The organism is Haemophilus haemolyticus (assembly GCF_003352385.1).
GTDB classification, from domain to species: Bacteria; Pseudomonadota; Gammaproteobacteria; order Enterobacterales; family Pasteurellaceae; genus Haemophilus; species Haemophilus haemolyticus_I.
Window position 1 is genome coordinate 1,567,084 of the sequence record NZ_CP031243.1, and the last position, 17,867, is coordinate 1,584,950.

19 protein-coding genes are annotated in these 17,867 nt (G+C 37.6%); 12 read left to right on the plus strand and 7 right to left on the minus strand.

Annotated features, from left to right (window positions below; all coding sequences use genetic code 11):
* Positions 1-122 precede the first annotated feature (122 nt).
* The 8 genes from artP to DV428_RS09680 all read left to right on the plus strand — a co-directional run bounded on the left by artP (position 123) and on the right by DV428_RS09680 (position 7,843).
* Positions 123-854, plus strand: a complete 732-nt coding sequence (gene artP / locus DV428_RS07560; protein ID WP_032824113.1) for an arginine ABC transporter ATP-binding protein ArtP — start codon at positions 123-125, stop codon at positions 852-854.
* A 16-nt stretch (positions 855-870) separates the two neighbouring features.
* The gene (locus DV428_RS07565; RefSeq protein WP_114909271.1) at positions 871-1,590 is read left to right on the plus strand and encodes a lysine/arginine/ornithine ABC transporter substrate-binding protein; all 720 of its coding nucleotides are present in this window, start codon (positions 871-873) and stop codon (positions 1,588-1,590) included.
* 3 nt (positions 1,591-1,593) lie between these two features.
* Positions 1,594-2,259, plus strand: coding sequence for an arginine ABC transporter permease ArtQ (artQ, locus tag DV428_RS07570; RefSeq protein ID WP_114909272.1), 666 nt, complete (start codon positions 1,594-1,596; stop codon positions 2,257-2,259).
* Complete coding sequence (gene artM, locus DV428_RS07575) at positions 2,259-2,942, plus strand: arginine ABC transporter permease ArtM (RefSeq protein WP_114909273.1); 684 nt, start codon at positions 2,259-2,261, stop codon at positions 2,940-2,942. Before artQ ends, artM begins: the two co-directional genes overlap by 1 nt.
* 134 nt (positions 2,943-3,076) lie before the next feature.
* The gene (locus DV428_RS07580) at positions 3,077-3,268 is read left to right on the plus strand and encodes a hypothetical protein (protein WP_105898688.1); all 192 of its coding nucleotides are present in this window, start codon (positions 3,077-3,079) and stop codon (positions 3,266-3,268) included.
* A complete protein-coding gene (locus DV428_RS07585) occupies positions 3,265-3,852 on the plus strand; it encodes a Fic/DOC family protein (RefSeq protein ID WP_114909274.1) in 588 nt (195 codons plus the stop codon). The genes DV428_RS07580 and DV428_RS07585 overlap by 4 nt, the downstream gene beginning before the upstream one ends.
* An 84-nt stretch (positions 3,853-3,936) precedes the next feature.
* Positions 3,937-4,185 carry a hypothetical protein gene (locus tag DV428_RS09675; RefSeq protein WP_208623846.1) on the plus strand — a complete coding sequence of 83 codons (249 nt, stop codon included), beginning with the start codon at positions 3,937-3,939 and terminating at the stop codon, positions 4,183-4,185.
* A 91-nt stretch (positions 4,186-4,276) separates the two neighbouring features.
* On the plus strand, positions 4,277-7,843 hold the full coding sequence (locus DV428_RS09680) for an ESPR-type extended signal peptide-containing protein (RefSeq protein ID WP_208623847.1): 3,567 nt from the start codon (positions 4,277-4,279) through the stop codon (positions 7,841-7,843).
* Positions 7,844-7,940: 97 nt separating this feature from the next.
* On the opposite strand, the gene DV428_RS07615 is transcribed toward DV428_RS09680, so the two are convergent.
* The 4 genes from DV428_RS07615 to DV428_RS07635 form a co-directional block, all read right to left on the minus strand.
* Entirely contained in the window at positions 7,941-8,453 is a 513-nt protein-coding gene (locus DV428_RS07615) for an opacity family porin (RefSeq protein ID WP_153066475.1), read from the minus strand.
* Positions 8,454-8,503: 50 nt separating this feature from the next.
* Entirely contained in the window at positions 8,504-9,019 is a 516-nt protein-coding gene (locus DV428_RS07620) for a SprT family zinc-dependent metalloprotease (RefSeq protein ID WP_114909597.1), read from the minus strand.
* Between the two features lie 700 nt (positions 9,020-9,719).
* Entirely contained in the window at positions 9,720-10,874 is a 1,155-nt protein-coding gene (gene metK / locus DV428_RS07630) for a methionine adenosyltransferase (RefSeq protein WP_114909275.1), read from the minus strand.
* An 84-nt stretch (positions 10,875-10,958) separates the two neighbouring features.
* A complete protein-coding gene (locus DV428_RS07635) occupies positions 10,959-11,540 on the minus strand; it encodes an anthranilate synthase component II (RefSeq protein ID WP_114909276.1) in 582 nt (193 codons plus the stop codon).
* 41 nt (positions 11,541-11,581) lie between these two features.
* On the opposite strand from DV428_RS07635, the gene DV428_RS07640 reads away from it, so the two are divergent.
* Both DV428_RS07640 and DV428_RS07645 read left to right on the plus strand, forming a co-directional pair.
* On the plus strand, positions 11,582-12,568 hold the full coding sequence (locus DV428_RS07640; protein ID WP_114909277.1) for an aminodeoxychorismate synthase component I: 987 nt from the start codon (positions 11,582-11,584) through the stop codon (positions 12,566-12,568).
* Positions 12,568-13,134 carry an aminotransferase class IV family protein gene (locus DV428_RS07645; protein WP_114909278.1) on the plus strand — a complete coding sequence of 189 codons (567 nt, stop codon included), beginning with the start codon at positions 12,568-12,570 and terminating at the stop codon, positions 13,132-13,134. The genes DV428_RS07640 and DV428_RS07645 overlap by 1 nt, the downstream gene beginning before the upstream one ends.
* Positions 13,135-13,173: 39 nt before the next feature.
* Here the strand turns inward: DV428_RS07645 and DV428_RS07650 are convergent, their stop codons facing one another.
* On the minus strand, positions 13,174-13,518 hold the full coding sequence (locus tag DV428_RS07650) for a DUF496 family protein (RefSeq protein WP_053465463.1): 345 nt from the start codon (positions 13,516-13,518) through the stop codon (positions 13,174-13,176).
* 186 nt (positions 13,519-13,704) lie between these two features.
* Here DV428_RS07650 and serC point away from each other — a divergent pair, with 186 nt between their 5' ends.
* Positions 13,705-14,793, plus strand: a complete 1,089-nt coding sequence (serC, locus tag DV428_RS07655; protein ID WP_114909279.1) for a 3-phosphoserine/phosphohydroxythreonine transaminase — start codon at positions 13,705-13,707, stop codon at positions 14,791-14,793.
* An 89-nt stretch (positions 14,794-14,882) separates the two neighbouring features.
* Entirely contained in the window at positions 14,883-15,983 is a 1,101-nt protein-coding gene (hisC, locus tag DV428_RS07660; RefSeq protein ID WP_114909280.1) for a histidinol-phosphate transaminase, read from the plus strand.
* Positions 15,984-16,059: 76 nt separating this feature from the next.
* Here hisC and grxD read toward each other — a convergent pair whose 3' ends face one another.
* Both grxD and ompA read right to left on the minus strand, forming a co-directional pair.
* Positions 16,060-16,383: a Grx4 family monothiol glutaredoxin gene (grxD, locus tag DV428_RS07665; protein ID WP_114909281.1), complete on the minus strand. Its 324-nt coding sequence runs from the start codon at positions 16,381-16,383 to the stop codon at positions 16,060-16,062.
* A gap of 150 nt (positions 16,384-16,533) precedes the next feature.
* The gene (gene ompA, locus DV428_RS07670) at positions 16,534-17,592 is read right to left on the minus strand and encodes a porin OmpA (RefSeq protein ID WP_114909282.1); all 1,059 of its coding nucleotides are present in this window, start codon (positions 17,590-17,592) and stop codon (positions 16,534-16,536) included.
* Between the last annotated feature and the right edge of the window lie 275 nt (positions 17,593-17,867).

Genomic DNA, 17,867 nt, shown 5'->3' on the forward strand with positions numbered 1-17,867 from the left:
CGGTTGATTTCAAGCGAGTTTTTAAAATCCCAAAATTTTTTGGGATTTTTTATTAATAGCACTTGCATAATTATGCATAAAAATGTAATATTTTTTCACCTTATAAAGCATAGAGAAGAAAAATGGCTATTCGTGTTAAAAATCTCAATTTCTTTTACGGTTCATCACAAGCGTTATTTGATATTAACCTTGAAGCTGAAGAGGGCGATACCGTTGTGTTGCTGGGCCCAAGTGGCGCAGGTAAAAGCACATTGATTCGCACATTAAATTTGTTAGAAGTGCCAAAATCTGGCGAATTAAGCATTGCAAACAATGAATTTAATTTATCCAATGCAATGGCAAATCCCAAAGCAATTAGACAATTACGCCAAGATGTAGGAATGGTGTTTCAACAATATCATCTTTGGCCGCACTTAACGGTAATTGAAAACTTAATTGAAGCACCAATGAAAGTACGTGGTGTGAGTGAAAATGAAGCAAAAACCGATGCAATGGAATTGTTAAAACGTTTACGTTTAGAACAACTTGCCGATCGCTTTCCATTACATTTATCAGGGGGGCAGCAACAACGTGTAGCAATAGCGCGTGCGCTTATGATGAAGCCACAAGTTCTGTTATTTGATGAACCAACGGCAGCATTAGATCCAGAAATTACTGCGCAAGTTGTAGATATTATTAAAGAATTACAAGAAACTGGCATTACGCAAGTGATTGTAACCCATGAAGTCAATGTGGCGCAAAAAGTGGCGACAAAAGTCGTCTATATGGAACAAGGTAAAATCGTCGAAATGGGATCGGCCGATTGCTTTGAAAATCCAAAAACGGAACAATTTAAACACTATCTTTCTCACTAGAAATAAGGAGCTTACGATGAAAAAAACATTATTAACTGCCATTTTATTGGGGTCATCTATTGCTGCAAGCGCACAAGAACTAACTTTTGCAATGGAACCTAGCTATCCACCATTTGAAACCACAAATGAAAAAGGCGAAATTATCGGGTTTGATGTGGATGTGGCGAATGCAATTTGTCAAGAAATCCAAGCAACCTGTAAATTCAAAGGCGAAGCCTTTGATGCGTTAATTCCAAATTTAAAAGCAAAACGTTTTGATGCTTCAATTTCCGCTATTGATATTACTGATGCTCGTGCAAAACAGGTTTTATTCTCTGATGCATATTACGACAGCACAGCCAGCTATGTTGCTCTTAAAGGCAAAGCGACCTTAGAAAGTGCAAAAAATGTAGGTGTTCAAAATGGCACCACATTCCAACAATATACCGTAGCGGAAACCAAGCAATATAGTCCAAAATCCTATGCAAGTTTACAAAGTGCTATTTTAGACTTAAAGAGCGGTCGGATTGATATTATTTTTGGCGATACTGCAGTGCTTGCTGATATGATTTCCAAGGAACCAGAAATTCAATTTGTAGGCGAAAAAGTGACCAATAAAAAATATTTTGGTAATGGTTTAGGTATTGCAATGCACAAATCAAACAAAGATTTGGCTGCACAATTAAACAAAGGTTTAGCTGCAATTAAAGCAAATGGTGAATACCAAAAAATCTATGATAAATGGATGACAAAATAATCTATGAGTTATGATTTTCTTTCTTTAATGCTTACCGCTGCCCTAATGACTTTAGGGCTTGCGGTCTGTTCATTGATCTTAGGCCTATTTTTAAGCCTAATTTTTGCCGTACTTGAGGCAAATCGTTTTGCTGGCAAGCCGATGACAGTATTTGTGGCATTATTACGTGGCTTACCCGAAATTCTTGTTGTATTACTTGTCTATTTTGGTTCCACCGAATTAGTCGAAATGCTAACAGGCGAATACATTGAATTTGGGGCATTTGGTTGCGGTGTATTTGCACTTTCTCTCATTTTTGCAGCTTATGCTTCACAAACATTACGCGGAGCCATTCAAGCTATCCCGAAAGGTCAATGGGAGTCTGGCGCAGCGTTAGGCTTAAGCAAAAGCTATACGTTCATTCACATTGTCATGCCACAAGTATGGCGTCACGCCTTACCGGGTTTAAGTAATCAATGGCTTGTATTACTAAAAGATACGGCATTAGTTTCATTAATTGGTGTGGACGATTTGATGCGCCAAGCAGATCTGATTAATACCAATACACATCAACCCTTTACTTGGTACGGTATTGCTGCGTTAATTTATTTAGTGGTAACATTAATTAGCCAAGTTGGTATTCGAAAATTAGAGCTGCGTTTTACTCGTTTTGAAAGGGGCGTGAAATAATGTTTCAAGAATATTTAACTGTGATCGCACAAGGGATCCCAACGAGTTTATTGCTTACTGTCGTATCCTTACTGATTGCTTTCTTTTTAGCCTTATTTCTTACTTTTTTACTTTCAATGGAAAACAAATGGGTAAAAAGAGCGGTTAATTTATACCTTACTTTATTCACAGGCACTCCACTGTTAGTACAGTTCTTTTTAATTTATGCGGGGCCAGGTCAATTCCAATGGATTATTGACAGCCCATTATGGTTTTTCTTATCCAATGCGTGGTTCTGTGCCGCATTAGCTTTAGCACTAAACAGCGCAGCCTATTCCACCCAATTATTTCACGGTGCAGTAAAAGCCATTCATAAAGGACAATGGGAAAGTTGTGCAGCGTTAGGGTTAAGCCGATTACAGACACTCAAAATCTTAATTCCCTACGCTTTAAAACGAGCATTGCCGTCTTACAGTAACGAAATTATTTTGGTATTTAAAGGCACGGCGTTAGCTTCCACCATTACCATTATGGATATTATGGGCTACGCACGCCAACTTTATGGTACAGAATATGATGCACTCACAATTTACGGCATCGCAGGCGGTATCTATTTAATTATCACAGGCATTGCGACTTTATTACTACGTAAATTAGAGAAAAAAGTGTTGGCATTTGAACGTTTTGAAGTAAGCAAAGCATAAAGTGCGGTAAAATTTTTAGTGATTTTAAATCCCAACCTAGGTTGGGATTTTTTTATTTGAAAAGTAAAAGCTACTTCGTCACATCTTTGCCTTGTGCTATACTTTGCCAAAATATAGTATTAGCGAGGAAAATAATGAATTTTGAGCAAATTATTGAACAACGTATTAAAGCCCTAAAAGAAGCCCATATCAGTAATCAAATTGAAGGAGCGGATATGGGCGATAGCGCATTTTCTACTATGCTTGAAAGAGCTAGCGCACCGATTACCAATGAAGAATTTGAACGACAAGAACTATTATTTGTTAAACAATTATTCGCCCAATGAGAGAAGACTATCAATTATTTGAAACACAAATCTTTAACAAATATTTTTATCCAAATAATACGTTAAAGAACAAACTAAGCATTCAAGACAAATCGAAACTTCTTCAATATGAAGATATGATTGTTTCATTAAAAATGCCGACTCGACCTAAACTTCAATCTTTTTCTCTACAAGAAATTCAATTACTTCATTATCATTTATTCAATGAAATTTATGAATGGGCAGGTGAAATAAGAGATTACCAAACAATGAGAGGTAAAAACGCTATTTTTTGTGCACCTAAGTATATTTATTCTTACTATAATAAGATGATTACAAAAAGATTAGAAAATCTAACTTTTCCTATCAAAGAAAATTTTATTTATCAGGCTGCATATTTCATTAATGAATTTAATGTTATTCATCCTTTTCTTGATGGAAATGGTAGAATCACACGACTTTTCTTACAAGATTTAGTTGAAAAAAATGGTAATTCTATTGACCTAACAAAAGTCAATAAAGATTCTTGGTATATGGCTATGGCTCACGGATTTGATACTGATTTATCGCTTTTAGAGCGAGAAATAGAATCTCTGATCATTTAATATTAATTACTTCAGGTTGTATATAGTAATTTGTTAAAAGCACGTTAATTTTATATATCTCAAAATCAAAAAAGGATAAACGTGATGACAAACAAACAAACAAACAAACAAACAAACAAACAAACAAACAAACAAACAAACAAACAAACAAACAAACAAACAAACAAACAAACAAACAAACAAACAAACAAACAAACAATACTAGCACTTTCCGCCAGAGGCACAATACCTTTTAAGCTGAGGCGATACATCTCTTCTGTGTTGTGTGGATGTCTTTTTTCTGCACTTCATCGCACAAATCCATTTCATTTTAAAGAAAACATTATTCTTTAGTCTCGCTGTGTTTTTCAACGTTAAAACACGGCTGGGATTTTCTTTGTCTTTTTTATTGTAAACATAAACGAAGAATCAAATCGAGGTTAGTATGAATCATATTTATAGAATTATTTTTAATCGGGCATCAGATGTTTTTCAAGTGGTCTCTGAACTTGCTAAAGGAAAAGTAAAATCTGCAAAAACATCGGTAAAATTAACCGCACTTTGTATGGCATTAGTGAGTGGTGCGGTGTTAGCAGATGACCCTGCGTCTACGTCAGCACCTGCTGCGGATAATACTCAGAAAGAATTAGCAGATTTAAAAACAAAATATAAAGCCCAAGAAAAAACAATAAATGAGTTGAAACAACGGCTTGATAATATGCGTTATTTCAGTGCATCAAATGGAAGACTTAGTCAAGGAATAAATAGCAATAATAATGGTGCTATAGGATATGAGTCTATTGCTATTGGGGTCGATGCGACGATTGGTTTAGGGAAAGATAACAAACAACAAAACCAACAAATTGCCATTGGTAAAAAGGCAAAGGCTCTTAGTGATTTTTCTATGGCGATAGGTTCTGAGACTACAGCTAGTGGATATTTATCAACAGCGATTGGTTACGGCTCCCAGGCTCTGGGGCTACAATCATATGCTTTTGGTATACAAGCCTTATCACAAGGTGAACTTTCCCTTTCATTAGGTACAGGTTCTAAATCTATAGGGGCAAGATCACTTTCTGTAGGGGTCGGGGCACAAGCCTATGGGAAATATGGTTTATCTCTCGGAGATTTTGCTTTATCTCGTGGGGAAGATACCATTGCTATTGGGAGAAATAGTAAAATTGAAGATGCATCTGATTATTCCATCGCAATGGGTAACGGTGCATACGTTGGCAAAAAACGTCCCCCTGCACCAGGCAGCATTCTTCATGTGGATAAAGCGCGTGATACTCTCGTGGTAGATGGTAATGTTGGAGAAACAGGTAGTCGTCGTACTATAGCTAATGATTATAGCATTGCTAATCCTGAACCTGAAAAACGACACAAAGGCTCAATTGCCATTGGTTTACACGCAAAAGGCTATGGCTTTCAAACTATTGCCATAGGCGGTGCAGCAGAGGCATCAGGATCTGATTCTTTATCAGTTGGTATTGGGGCAGAATCACGAGGGCTCTATTCATCAGCAGTTGGTGCTGGAGCTATTGCCTATAAAGATTATTCTTCTGCATTTGGATATTTTTCCGCCGCTCGTGCAGAAAAATCCCTCGCTTTAGGGGAGAATACTCGTATTAACGAGGGCGTAAATGGCGGGGTAGCTTTAGGTTCGGATTCATTTAATTATCGTGACCTTGCTACTATTGGCTATGACATTAGTGAGCAAGCAACAAAACTTGAAATAAATGGCAATAAGAAACAAATGACCTTGTTAGGCGAAGCGGGTAAAAAATATCAGGAATTGCAAGATGAAATTAAGCCATTGAAAGAGGCTTATGAAACAGAGCATCAAAATTATGCCGACTTGGCAGAGTTACGCAATATACTTTACGATTTGCCGAAAAAAGAAGCGGAAGTTAATGGGTTAAAAATCAATATGGAAAAATTGAAAGCTGCAGCTAAGCCAAATCAAGCTGAGATTGACAACGCAACTAAATCTTATAAAACAGCTAAAAATGAATTAGAAAAAATGCAGGAAAAATTGACCGCTCTTCAAACCAAAACAGGTATTCAAGAAAAGGATTATGATAAAGCAAAACCACTAATTGAAGCTAAATTAACTGATACGGAAAAGAAAGCGGATAAAGCCGAATCAGACCTAAATAAAAAACAACAAGAGCAAAATAAATTAGTTTCAACTTGGAAAGGCACTGCGGGTTCGGTTTCAGTAGGGAATGAAAAAACAGGCATAACCCGCCAAATTACTGGCGTAGCAGCAGGGACGGCAGACACTGATGCCGTAAACTTGGCACAGTTGAAATCGGCAGGCTTGCGTTTTGCAGTTAATTCTGACAATCAAGGTTTTGCTGGCACAGATAAAACCCACAACTTCTACAAACACGTGGGCGAAACGCTCTCTATTTTAGGCGAGAGTGGTGTTGGCTATAAAGCAGATTTGTATAGTAGTCGCAACTTGATTACTTATCACGACAATGACGGTATTCGCATTGCAATGAAAACTAATCCCGTATTTGATCGTTTAACCTTAGTTAATAAAGATGATCCGAGTAAATCTTTAGAACTTTATGCTAAAACAGGCGACGATGGCAAAGCCCATTTAATTCAGGCAGAAAAAGCACCTGAAGCAGACAATGCAGTCAAAGAAAAACCACAAACCCCGAATAATGGCACAGACGGTAATCACAACACAGCAGGTCAAGACGGTGCTAATGGACAAAATGGACAAGCTGATGGTTCAGGTTCGACAGGTACTGCAGGTAGCCAAGGGGCTGATGGTACAGCAGGACACAATGGTTCGGCGGGTCAAGACGGTGCCAACGGACAAAATGGACAAGCTGGTGGCACAGGCTCGACAGGTAATGCTGGTTCTACAGGTGGTCAAGGGGCTGATGGTACAGCAGGTCACAATGGTTCGGCGGGTCAAGACGGTGCTAATGGACAAAATGGACAAGCTGGTGGTTCAGGTTCGACAGGTAATTCTGGTTCTGCAGGTGGTCAAGGGGCTGATGGTTCAGTAGGTCACAATGGTTCGACAGGTCAAGACGGTGCTAATGGACAAAATGGACAAGCTGGTGGTTCAGGTTCAACAGGTAATGCAGGTTCTGCTGGTAGCCAAGGTTCCAATGGTACAGCAGGTCAAGACGGTTCGGTAGGTCAAGACGGTGCTAATGGACAAAATGGACAAGCTGGTAGCACAGGCTTGACAGGTAATGAAGGTTCTGCAGGTAGCCAAGGTTCCAACGGTGCAGCAGGTCAAGACGGTGCTAATGGACAAAATGGACAAGCTGGTGGCACAGGCCCGACAGGTAATGCTGGTTCTGCAGGTGGTCAAGGTTCAAATGGTACAGCAGGTCAAGACGGTTCGGCAGGTCAAGATGGTGCTAATGGACAAAATGGACAAGCTGGTGGCACAGGCTCGACAGGTAATGCTGGTTCTACAGGTGGTCAAGGGGCTGATGGTACAGCAGGTCACAATGGTTCGGCGGGTCAAGACGGTGCCAACGGACAAAATGGACAATCTGGTGGCGTAGGTTCAACAGGTAATGCAGGTTCTACAGGTAATCAAGGGGCTGATGGTACAGCAGGTCACAATGGTTCGGCGGGTCAAGACGGTGCTAATGGACAAAATGGAGCTAACGCTAATCACGGTATAAATGGTAACAATGGTTCAAATGGACTTTCTACCAATGAAACTGATCTCACTCGTGCAGCAATCAAAGGATTGAATCAAGCGACTGGCGAAATCAATCGACAAATCCGAAAAACCACTCGTGAAAGCCGTGCGGGTATTGCAGCTGCAATGGCAATGGGGCAAATTTACCCAGTGCAAGGAAAACGCTTTACCGTTGGGGCGGCTGCAGGGACTTATCGAGGACAATCTGCTGTTGCAGTTGGGGTTCGTTATACACCTAAACCAAATGTGGTAATTAGCCTTTCTGGCTCTGCTGATACCAATAATGGTGTGGGTGCTGCAACTGGGGTAAGTTTTGGGTTTTAGCGTATTGAAATAATCCAAAAATAAATAACGGTGATTGTTTTAAACGATCACCGTTAAATTAAAGTGTTTTATAAAAAGGATCTTTGTATTCTAAAAATTAGAATCCGTAACCCACGCCAACTTTCGCGCCATAATTATTAACTTTGGTATTATCAAAGCTACCTAAGCGATTGTATTCAACACCACCATTTGCATACCAGTTGCCATCTAATTTATATTTCGCACCTGCTACAACACCATAGCCGAGCTTAATTTCTGAAGAACTTTTAAAATCTTGTTCTGCACGGTTGGTGTATTTAAATTGATTAGCCGCTACACGAGCACCAACATAAGGTTGCACTTTAGAATTTGTATCAAAATCATAAAATACAGAAGTACCTAAACCTTGAACTTTTGTGCCATCAACTTTTCCGTGATATGTATAATCAGCTGCAACGCGTGTATTTCCTACTTTATATCCAACGGATACACGAGGTTCAATTCTTGTATTGTTACTACCATTTGCTTTGGTTCGAGATAAACCGATATCGCCCTCAGCATAAATATTCGCATTTGCAACAGAAGCAAAGGCAAATGCACCCACAATAACTGCTAATAAAGATTTTTTCATTGGATAACTCCTTTATTTATTGAATAAACTGGAAAAATATATCACAAAAATTATTCTGTTTCATCGACAAAAACTAATTTTTCCTTACATTTTCTACATAAATATTCAATCTTTTCTCTTACTATTCTATTATGACGACGAGTACTTAAGAAATGTGTTTGGCAAGCACAACGATATTCAAAGGTTTTACCTTGCACATTTTTTATATCAAATTGATGGCAAGTGTCTGCGGGAAGCTTAAAAATTTCATTCATTACAAGCTGCCATTCCCGCCCATGTGGTTTTACACAACCAAACATTTGATACACAATCAAATGCGCAAGCTCGTGTGGCACGACTTGTCGAATAAATTCATCTGTATTTTCTAATAACAAAGTGAGGTTAAATTTTATTTCATTTTTTTGTAGGTAAGCCACGCCTGCCTTTATTCCACGCAACTCATAATTTACCTCAGGCATTGTAAATTTTCGCTTAAAATAAACCTCTGCAAGCTGCAAAGACTGATTCAATTTACGTTGCACTTGCATTTTTAAATGATGAAATGGAATTTGCTCTATTGATGTCATGATTAAAAAGAAAAAACCGCTAGATAAGCGGCTTTTATATGATAGAATGATCAGTGGCTGGTCAGGTGTTGTCATTACCTGACTGGGGGGTCAGGTAATGCAATCATCTCGATCAGTTTGTTTTAACACTGATTGGGAGACAAAATTGATGAAAATTATCTTTATAATCGTCATCATATTTATTGTGTTACTGTATAGCTCGCCAGCTTGGTAACACTTATCAGTCAAGGCAACAAGAAACCTTGTTGCCTTTCCAATATAATCCTTTCAAACTAAAAATTCAAGCCTATTATTTTAAACCTGCCGCAATACGTAAGAGTGCGGTTAAATTTTACAAGGATTTATTCAATTTACATTTCACTTGCATTTTTAAATGACGAAATGGAATAAGTGATATTGATGTCATCGGTAAAAGCAAAAACCGCTAGATAAGCGGCTTTTATATGATAGAATAAACAGTGGTTGGTCAGGTACGTTATTGCCTGACTGGCGGGTCAGGCAGTAACTCAATCTCGATCAGCTTTGTTTAACAACTCTGAAAGGAGATAGCCTTATGATAAAAATCATATTAATGATTATTATCGGGTTCTTGTTGCTGTCCTTTAGCTCCCCAGCTTGGTAGCAACCTAAACCAACTAAGGCAACAAGAAACCTTGTTGCCTTTCCAATATAAGCCTTTCAAACTAAAAATTCAAGCCTATTATTTTAAACCTGCCGCAATACGTAAATCTTCTGCACGATCCACTTTTTCCCAAGGGAATTGCTCACGACCGAAATGACCATAAGCTGCCGTTTCACGATAGATTGGTTGGATTAAATCTAACATTCTAATTAAGCCATAAGGACGTAAATCAAAGAATTCACGAACTAATGACACTAATAATTCATTCGCAACTTTTCCAGTTCCAAAGGTTTCGACCATGATAGATGTTGGATCAGCCACACCAATCGCATAAGAAAGTTGGATTTCACAACGATCTGCCAAACCAGCTGCCACAATATTCTTTGCGACATAGCGTGCAGCATAAGCTGCTGAACGGTCTACTTTAGAGGGATCTTTTCCTGAGAATGCGCCACCACCGTGACGAGCGGCACCACCGTAAGTATCTACGATAATTTTACGACCAGTTAAACCACAATCCCCCATCGGCCCACCAATAACAAAACGGCCAGTCGGGTTAATGAAGAATTTTGTTTCTTTAGAAAGCCATTCACTTGGTAATACTGGTTTAATAATTTCTTCCATCACACCTTCATGTAAATCTTTTTGGCTAACTTCTTCAGAATGTTGAGTAGAAAGCACAACCGCATCCACACCAACAATTTTATTATCTTCATATTTTAACGTTACTTGGCTTTTCGCATCTGGGCGTAACCATGCTAGTTTACCGCTTTTACGCACTTCAGCTTGTTTTTCCATTAAACGATGTGCATAAGTAATAGCTGCAGGCATTAATACATCCGTTTCATTAGTGGCATAACCAAACATAATACCTTGGTCGCCTGCGCCTTGATCTAATGGATTTTCACGATCAACGCCTTGATTAATATCTGCAGATTGTTTACCAATCGCATTAAGCACCGCACAAGAATGGCCATCAAAACCCATTTCAGAATGTTCATAACCAATATCACAAATCACTTTACGCGTTAAATTCTCAATATCGACCCATGCTGATGTGGTAATTTCACCACCAACCAATGCCATACCGGTTTTTACGTAGGTCTCACAAGCTACTCGTGCTTTTGGATCTTGTTTTAGAATTTCATCAAGTACCGCATCAGAAATTTGATCGGCAATTTTATCTGGATGCCCTTCAGATACAGATTCAGATGTAAATAAATAGCTAGACATATTTTCTCTCTTTTTCTTTTAAATTTGGATGTATTGACGTATAGACGTCTATAATACGTATTTTAGCTTAATAAGCAAGCGCTATTATTGATTAATCGCAGCAGGAATAGTCAACCAATTAAGCAAAATTTGCTCACCGAAGTCTGACATATAAGACTCTGGATGAAACTGAACACCATAAATTGGTAACGATTTATGCTGAATCGCCATTACCACACCTTCATCACAAAATGCGGTAATTTCTAGGCAACTAGGAAAATCTTTTTTCTGTACGCCCCAAGAATGATATAGCCCGATATTAAATTCGCTTGGAAGGCTAAAAAATAATGGAGAATTTGACCGCACTTTTAAAATTCGTTTCTGGCCATGACGAACATTCTCTAAGTTATACAATGTACCTCCAAAAAATTCACATAAGGTTTGATGCCCTAAACACACACCTAAAATAGATTTTTTCTGATGATATTTTTCCAACATGGAAAAAAGTTGTGGATAAGCTCGTGGTACATCAGGCCCTGGCGAAATCAATATATGACTATATTTTTCCGCTGTACTTTCCTTTAAATCTTCCACGTTTAAAACATCATAAGGCACATTTAATTTTCGAATTAAATCCACCAAGTTAAAAGTAAAAGAATCGTGATTATTAATGATGAGTAATTTCATAACCGCTCGGCATTCGTTATAATCGGGCAATTTTACGCAAAATGGCACAAAGCACAATGCAACATTTTATTGAACAGGCTAATCATTATGGCAAACAACGCACGCCATTTTTCTTTCTCATTGATTTTGAAAAAGAAAAACCATTGATTTGTCCTCTAGAAAATTCTGCACAACAAGGCATTTATTTTGATATTTTAGGGAAAAGAAATTGCACAATTTCTCCACAACCTCTCCCTCTTAATTTTACCAAACATCCAATGCCCTTCTCGCGTTATCAACAAGGTTTTGAACTTGTTCAACGTGAATTGCAAAAAGGCAATTCTTATTTATTAAATCTCACCTACCCCACTGAAATTTCAGGTAATCTTTCACTTGAACAAATTTTTCATCAAACAAATGCACCTTATAAATTGTGGTTACAAGATCAATTTGTTTGCTTCTCACCAGAATGTTTTGTCAATATTCATGATAACAGCATTTTTACTTATCCCATGAAAGGGACAATTAATGCGTCTCTGCCCGATGCAGAAAATCAGTTACTCATAAATGAAAAAGAACAACGAGAACATTACACAATTGTTGATTTGATGCGTAATGATTTATCCATGGTGGCAGAAAACATTCAGGTGAAAAAATTTCGTTATATCGATCGCATCAAAACCCAGAAAGGCGAAATACTACAAACCAGTTCTGAAATTTGCGGAAAATTGAGTGAAAACTGGCAAAATCAAATTGGGAATATTTTAGCGAAACTCTTGCCTGCTGGTTCCATTAGTGGCGCCCCAAAAGAGAAAACCACGCAGATTATTCAACAAGCAGAAAAACAAAAACGCGGTTATTACACAGGAATTTTTGGCATATTTGATGGTAAAACACTACAAAGTGCGGTAGCAATTCGATTTATTTCTCAAGTAGATGAAAAATTTTATTTTCATAGTGGAGGCGGGATTACCATTCATAGCAATGTGCGAGATGAATATGAAGAATTGTTAGAAAAAGTCTATTTACCGATTGAAGGTGCTGATTAATGTATCCTCTATTTGAAACCCTTTGTATTGAAAACGGGAAAATTCAAAATATCGATTTACACCAAACACGGTATGAACGTAGTTTGCGTGAATATTATGGCAAAAGTGCGGTGAAAATTTTTAATCTTTTTTCACTCATTCAACTGCCTGCTTACTTACAAAATCGATTAGTTCGCTGCCGCATTGATTACAATGCCAAAACCACACAAATTCAATATTTTGAATACCATCAAAAAATTTACCGCACTTTTCAACCTGTAATTTGTGACGATATCGAATATAGCTTGAAATATGCTGATCGCTGTTTAATTAACACATTGTTTGCTCAACGTGGTTCTTGTGATGAAATTATTATTATCAAAAATGGAAAAGTGACAGATTGTTCCATTGGTAATTTAATTTTCCGCCAAGGGGAAAAATGGTACACACCAGACACGCCATTGCTTTTAGGCACACAACGAGAAAAATTATTACAAGAGGGGAAAATTCAAGAACGCACAATATTCCAAGAAGATATTGTCAATTTTGATGAAATTAAAATCATTAACGCAATGAATAGCTTATAAAAAATAAGCCGACTGATTCAGCCGGCTATTTTATTACAATTATTTTTCAGAATTTTTCAATAATTCCGCATGTGCCTTTTTCTGGCTTTTCATTTTCGCACTGATCTCACGACGTTGCGTAGAAAGCTCCGCATTGCGAATCGTATAATCATCAACACGACTTTCATAGTCATCACGCATACTTTCAATAATTCCACGCACCTCTTCGATGGTCATATCATCACGAATGTATTGATTTAAGTTATCTAACAATAATACGCGTTTTTGATTGTCACGGATTTTACGATTATTGTCTTCCATGTCGCGCTTAATTTTGTTTTTCGAACGATACATACGCACGTATTCCAGTACTTCTTGGAAAGATTGCTTGTTTACAGTTTCCATAATGACTCTCTTTTAATAAGAAAATTGATGGCGGTAATGTATCCTCTTTTTGATAATTCGTCAAAAGCTGAAAGTAAATTTTGTGAGTCAGCTCAAAAAAATTTTTTATTTACCGAAAAAGCGTTTGATTCTCTGCTTTTCTAGTGATAAAACAGATTCAACTATCTACAAAAATAAGGAAACACAATGTCACAAGTCTTTAATTTTAGCGCTGGCCCAGCGATGATTTTTCCAGAAGTGCTACAAAAAGCACAAGGTGAACTGACAAACTGGCTCAATCAAGGCGTATCAGTGATGGAGGTGAGCCATCGCGGTAAATATTTCATGGAACTTATTGCTCAAGCAGAAAAAGATCTACGTGAGGTTTACAATATTCCTGATAACTATCGCGTACTTTTTTTACAAGGCGGTGCTCGCGGTCAATTTGCAGCCATTCCGATGAACTTAATCGGTAAAAAAGGTAAAGCCCTTTATTTAAATAGTGGGCATTGGTCAGCGACAGCGGCAAAAGAAGCAAGAAATTTTGCAGAAATTGATGAAATCACTATTGTAGAAAATGGCGAACAGACTCGAATTACCAATCTTGATTTCAGCCATATTGCTAATCAGTATGACTACGTTCATTATTGCCCAAATGAAACCATCAGTGGTGTAGAAATTTTTGATGTACCAAATGTGGGCGATGCCGTATTGGTCGCGGATATGTCTTCAAATATTCTTTCACGCCAAATCGATATTAGTAAATTTGGTGTAATTTATGCAGGTGCTCAAAAAAATCTTGGCCCTGCTGGCATTACGTTAGTCATTATTCGTGATGATTTGATCGGTAATGCACGTAAAGAAACCCCATCTATTTGGAATTATGCAACTCAACGTGATGCAGACTCAATGATCAATACACCACCAACATTTGCTTGGTATTTATGTTCCCTCGTATTTAAACATCTTAAAGAGATGGGGGGCTTAGCGGTGATCGCAAAACGTAATGCGCTAAAAGCACAAACCCTTTATGATTATATTGATTCGAGCAAACTTTACCGCAATGTGGTAGCAAAAGAAAACCGCTCAACAATGAATGTCACTTTCATTACAGGCAATCCTGAATTAGATGCCAAATTTGTCGCAGAATCCACTGCTGCGGGCTTACAAGCCTTGAAAGGTCACAAGGTTTTAGGTGGAATGCGTGCATCTATTTATAATGCTATGCCACAAGAAGGCGTTGAGGCACTCATTTCATTTATGAAAAAATTTGAAGCTGAAAATCTTCCTCAATAGTTAAAGAACATTTTCAATGGGCGTATTCACTACGCCCAAATTTACTTGAAAATTCATCCTAATCCACATCAATATTTTCAAATAACACTATGCAGTACATCAATGTTGCCAATCATGGCGTAAAATCCTTATCACCTTATCAAGCAGGTAAACCGATTGAAGAATTAGAACGAGAACTTGGTATTTCCAATATCGTTAAACTGGCCTCAAACGAAAACCCATTTGGTTTTCCAGAAAGTGCAAAAAAAGCAATTTCCGAACAATTAGATAAACTGACTCGTTATCCAGATGCGAATGGCTTTGAACTAAAACAAACTATCGCAAAAAAATTTGGTGTTCAACCAAATCAAATTACGCTCGGAAATGGATCAAATGATTTATTAGAACTTTTTGCTCATACTTTCGCAAGTGAAGGCGATGAAATCATTTATTCACAATATGCCTTTATTGTTTATCCTTTAGTAACTAAAGCGATTAATGCAGTTGCAAAAGAAATTCCAGCTAAAAATTGGGGGCATGATTTACAAGGATTTTTGACCGCACTTTCTGATAAAACAAAGCTCATTTACATTGCTAATCCCAATAATCCAACGGGTAATTTTTTAACGTCGCAAGAAATTGAAGATTTTTTAGCAGAAGTCCCTCAAAATGTAATCGTGGTATTAGATGAAGCCTACACGGAATTTACCAAAGCTGAAGAACGAGTGGACTCTTTCAGTTTATTAAAAAAATATTCAAATTTAATTATTTCACGCTCTCTTTCCAAAGCCTATGGCTTGGCGGGTTTACGCATTGGTTATGCGGTATCTAATCCTGAAATCGCAGATTTATTAAATCGAGTTCGACAACCATTTAACTGTAATTCATTGGCATTAACCGCTGCAGTTGCCGTAATGAATGATGATGAATTTGTTGAAAAAGTCGCTGAAAATAATCGAGTAGAAATGCGACGTTATGAAGACTTTTGTCAAAAAAATCAATTGGATTATATTCCCTCTAAAGGAAATTTTATAACGATTGACTTCAAACAACCTGCTGCCCCAATTTATGATGCATTATTACATGAAGGCGTAATTGTTCGCCCTATTGCTGGTTATGGCATGCCGAATCATTTGCGCGTAAGTATTGGTTTACCTGAAGAAAATAATCGATTTTTTACCGCACTTTCTAAGGTATTAAAACTTGCCTAGACTATTTATTCAATAAAAAACAAATTTATTTGTATAAAAAAACCCGCTATAAGCGGGTTTCATTTTTCTAATGTAATTAAGCGTGTTTTGCTGCAACTTCAGATAATAAAGTTTGTAATTCACCAGATTGATACATCTCTAAAATGATATCACAACCACCAATTAATTCCCCCTCTACCCATAATTGCGGAAAAGTTGGCCAGTTTGCATATGCTGGTAATTCAGCACGAATATCTGGATGTTGCAAAATATCTACATAACCAAAAGGTACTTTACAATTCATCAATACTTCAGATGCACGAGCAGAAAAGCCACAAGATGGTAATTTTGGTGAACCTTTCATATAAATAAGAATTGGATTTTCACTAATTTGCTTTTTGATTTTGTCTAAGGTTTCCATAATGTTCCCTATAAATAAATGAGTACCGCATTCTATCACAAGTTAAAACTTGATTGAAATGCTTGGTTTTAGATTCATATAAAACAAAAGGCCTAAACCGAAGTTTAAGCCTTTTGCTGTATTTAATCTTTCGTTAAACGAACACTAAAATTATTTAGTACCGTTAACTGCGATTTCTACACGACGGTCTGGAGCAAGACATGCGATAAGCGCTTTACGACCTTTAACTTGGTCACAAGTTGCGCCAGTCACTGGGTTTGCTTTACCATAACCAGTTGCAGAGATCGCATCCGCAGAAACACCTTTAGACACGAAGTAGTTAGCTACAGTGTCAGCACGACGTTGAGAAAGTTTTAAGTTACCAGCGTCAGAACCGATACGGTCAGTGTAACCAGCAACAGCTACTTTAGCGTTGTTAACTTGTGCGATTTCACCGTAAATACCATCTAAAGCTGCTTGAGCTTGTGGTTTTAAGTTTGCTTTACCGAACGCAAAAGTTACATCTGAGTTTAAGTTGAAAGTTTTGCTTACAACTTCAGGTGCTGCAACAACTGGCGCTGCGCCTTGACCAAAACGGTAAGAAATACCCGCGTTGATAGAACCAATCCAAGGGTTGTAGTCAATTGCGCTATTTGGTTTATCTTGAGTGCGGTATTTACCTACGCGAGTTAGCCATTGGTATTCTAAACGAACTGCTAATTCTGGTAATACTGCATATTCTGCACCTACAGCGAATAAACCAGAGGTACGTAAGCTGTGACGACCTTCTTTGTGATCACGAACGCCATCTGGATCGTAGGATTTATAATCAGAACGAACTAAAGCAACACCTGCTTTACCATAAACATCTAAGCCATTTAACACTTCATAGCTACCTTTTAAGCTTAAGTGAGTACCGTGGTTAGTGTGTTTTACTGCTACTTTACCAGCATCTTTGAATTTAACACGACCGAAATCATCGTAACCTAATTCAACCGCTAAACCTAAGTTATCACGATTTAAGATTTGGTAACCACCAAATACACCGTAAGTGAAAGAATTACGATGATAACCAAAACCATCTTCACGAGCTATAGCACGAACGCCATCATGGAAAGATGCTTGACCAGCTTTAACACCTGCATAGAAAGTGTTTTCTTGTGGAGCTGCTTGAGCTACTGAAGCTGCTGCTAAACCAGCAACTACTAATGCGATTGCAGTTTTTTTCATTTTGATGTCCTCTATTTAGTCATCGAATAGTAATAAAAAAGTGTCCTTGTTTATACTGAACTTTTAATTAAAGTTACACTCTAAACAGTCGCTTAACTAGGGTTTTGAATTTGCCCTACTTTTTACCTTTTGACAAATTCAATTCCTTTGTTTACGCCAAAGGAACGTTCAAAAGTGCGCCTATTATCCTATAAAAATTGAAAAGATCAAATTCTTTTGAACTTTTTGTTTATTTTTTTATCCAAAAATACTCTTTTCTTGACTAATTTACTCCA

Coding starts and splice junctions, on each gene's coding strand:
- artP (WP_032824113.1), top strand. CDS start 123: ATGGCTATTCGTGTTAAAAATCTCAATTTCTTTTACGGTTCATCACAA.
- DV428_RS07565 (WP_114909271.1), top strand. CDS start 871: ATGAAAAAAACATTATTAACTGCCATTTTATTGGGGTCATCTATTGCT.
- artQ (WP_114909272.1), top strand. CDS start 1,594: ATGAGTTATGATTTTCTTTCTTTAATGCTTACCGCTGCCCTAATGACT.
- artM (WP_114909273.1), top strand. CDS start 2,259: ATGTTTCAAGAATATTTAACTGTGATCGCACAAGGGATCCCAACGAGT.
- DV428_RS07580 (WP_105898688.1), top strand. CDS start 3,077: ATGAATTTTGAGCAAATTATTGAACAACGTATTAAAGCCCTAAAAGAA.
- DV428_RS07585 (WP_114909274.1), top strand. CDS start 3,265: ATGAGAGAAGACTATCAATTATTTGAAACACAAATCTTTAACAAATAT.
- DV428_RS09675 (WP_208623846.1), top strand. CDS start 3,937: ATGACAAACAAACAAACAAACAAACAAACAAACAAACAAACAAACAAA.
- DV428_RS09680 (WP_208623847.1), top strand. CDS start 4,277: ATGAATCATATTTATAGAATTATTTTTAATCGGGCATCAGATGTTTTT.
- DV428_RS07615 (WP_153066475.1), bottom strand. CDS start 8,453: ATGAAAAAATCTTTATTAGCAGTTATTGTGGGTGCATTTGCCTTTGCT.
- DV428_RS07620 (WP_114909597.1), bottom strand. CDS start 9,019: ATGACATCAATAGAGCAAATTCCATTTCATCATTTAAAAATGCAAGTG.
- metK (WP_114909275.1), bottom strand. CDS start 10,874: ATGTCTAGCTATTTATTTACATCTGAATCTGTATCTGAAGGGCATCCA.
- DV428_RS07635 (WP_114909276.1), bottom strand. CDS start 11,540: ATGAAATTACTCATCATTAATAATCACGATTCTTTTACTTTTAACTTG.
- DV428_RS07640 (WP_114909277.1), top strand. CDS start 11,582: ATGGCACAAAGCACAATGCAACATTTTATTGAACAGGCTAATCATTAT.
- DV428_RS07645 (WP_114909278.1), top strand. CDS start 12,568: ATGTATCCTCTATTTGAAACCCTTTGTATTGAAAACGGGAAAATTCAA.
- DV428_RS07650 (WP_053465463.1), bottom strand. CDS start 13,518: ATGGAAACTGTAAACAAGCAATCTTTCCAAGAAGTACTGGAATACGTG.
- serC (WP_114909279.1), top strand. CDS start 13,705: ATGTCACAAGTCTTTAATTTTAGCGCTGGCCCAGCGATGATTTTTCCA.
- hisC (WP_114909280.1), top strand. CDS start 14,883: ATGCAGTACATCAATGTTGCCAATCATGGCGTAAAATCCTTATCACCT.
- grxD (WP_114909281.1), bottom strand. CDS start 16,383: ATGGAAACCTTAGACAAAATCAAAAAGCAAATTAGTGAAAATCCAATT.
- ompA (WP_114909282.1), bottom strand. CDS start 17,592: ATGAAAAAAACTGCAATCGCATTAGTAGTTGCTGGTTTAGCAGCAGCT.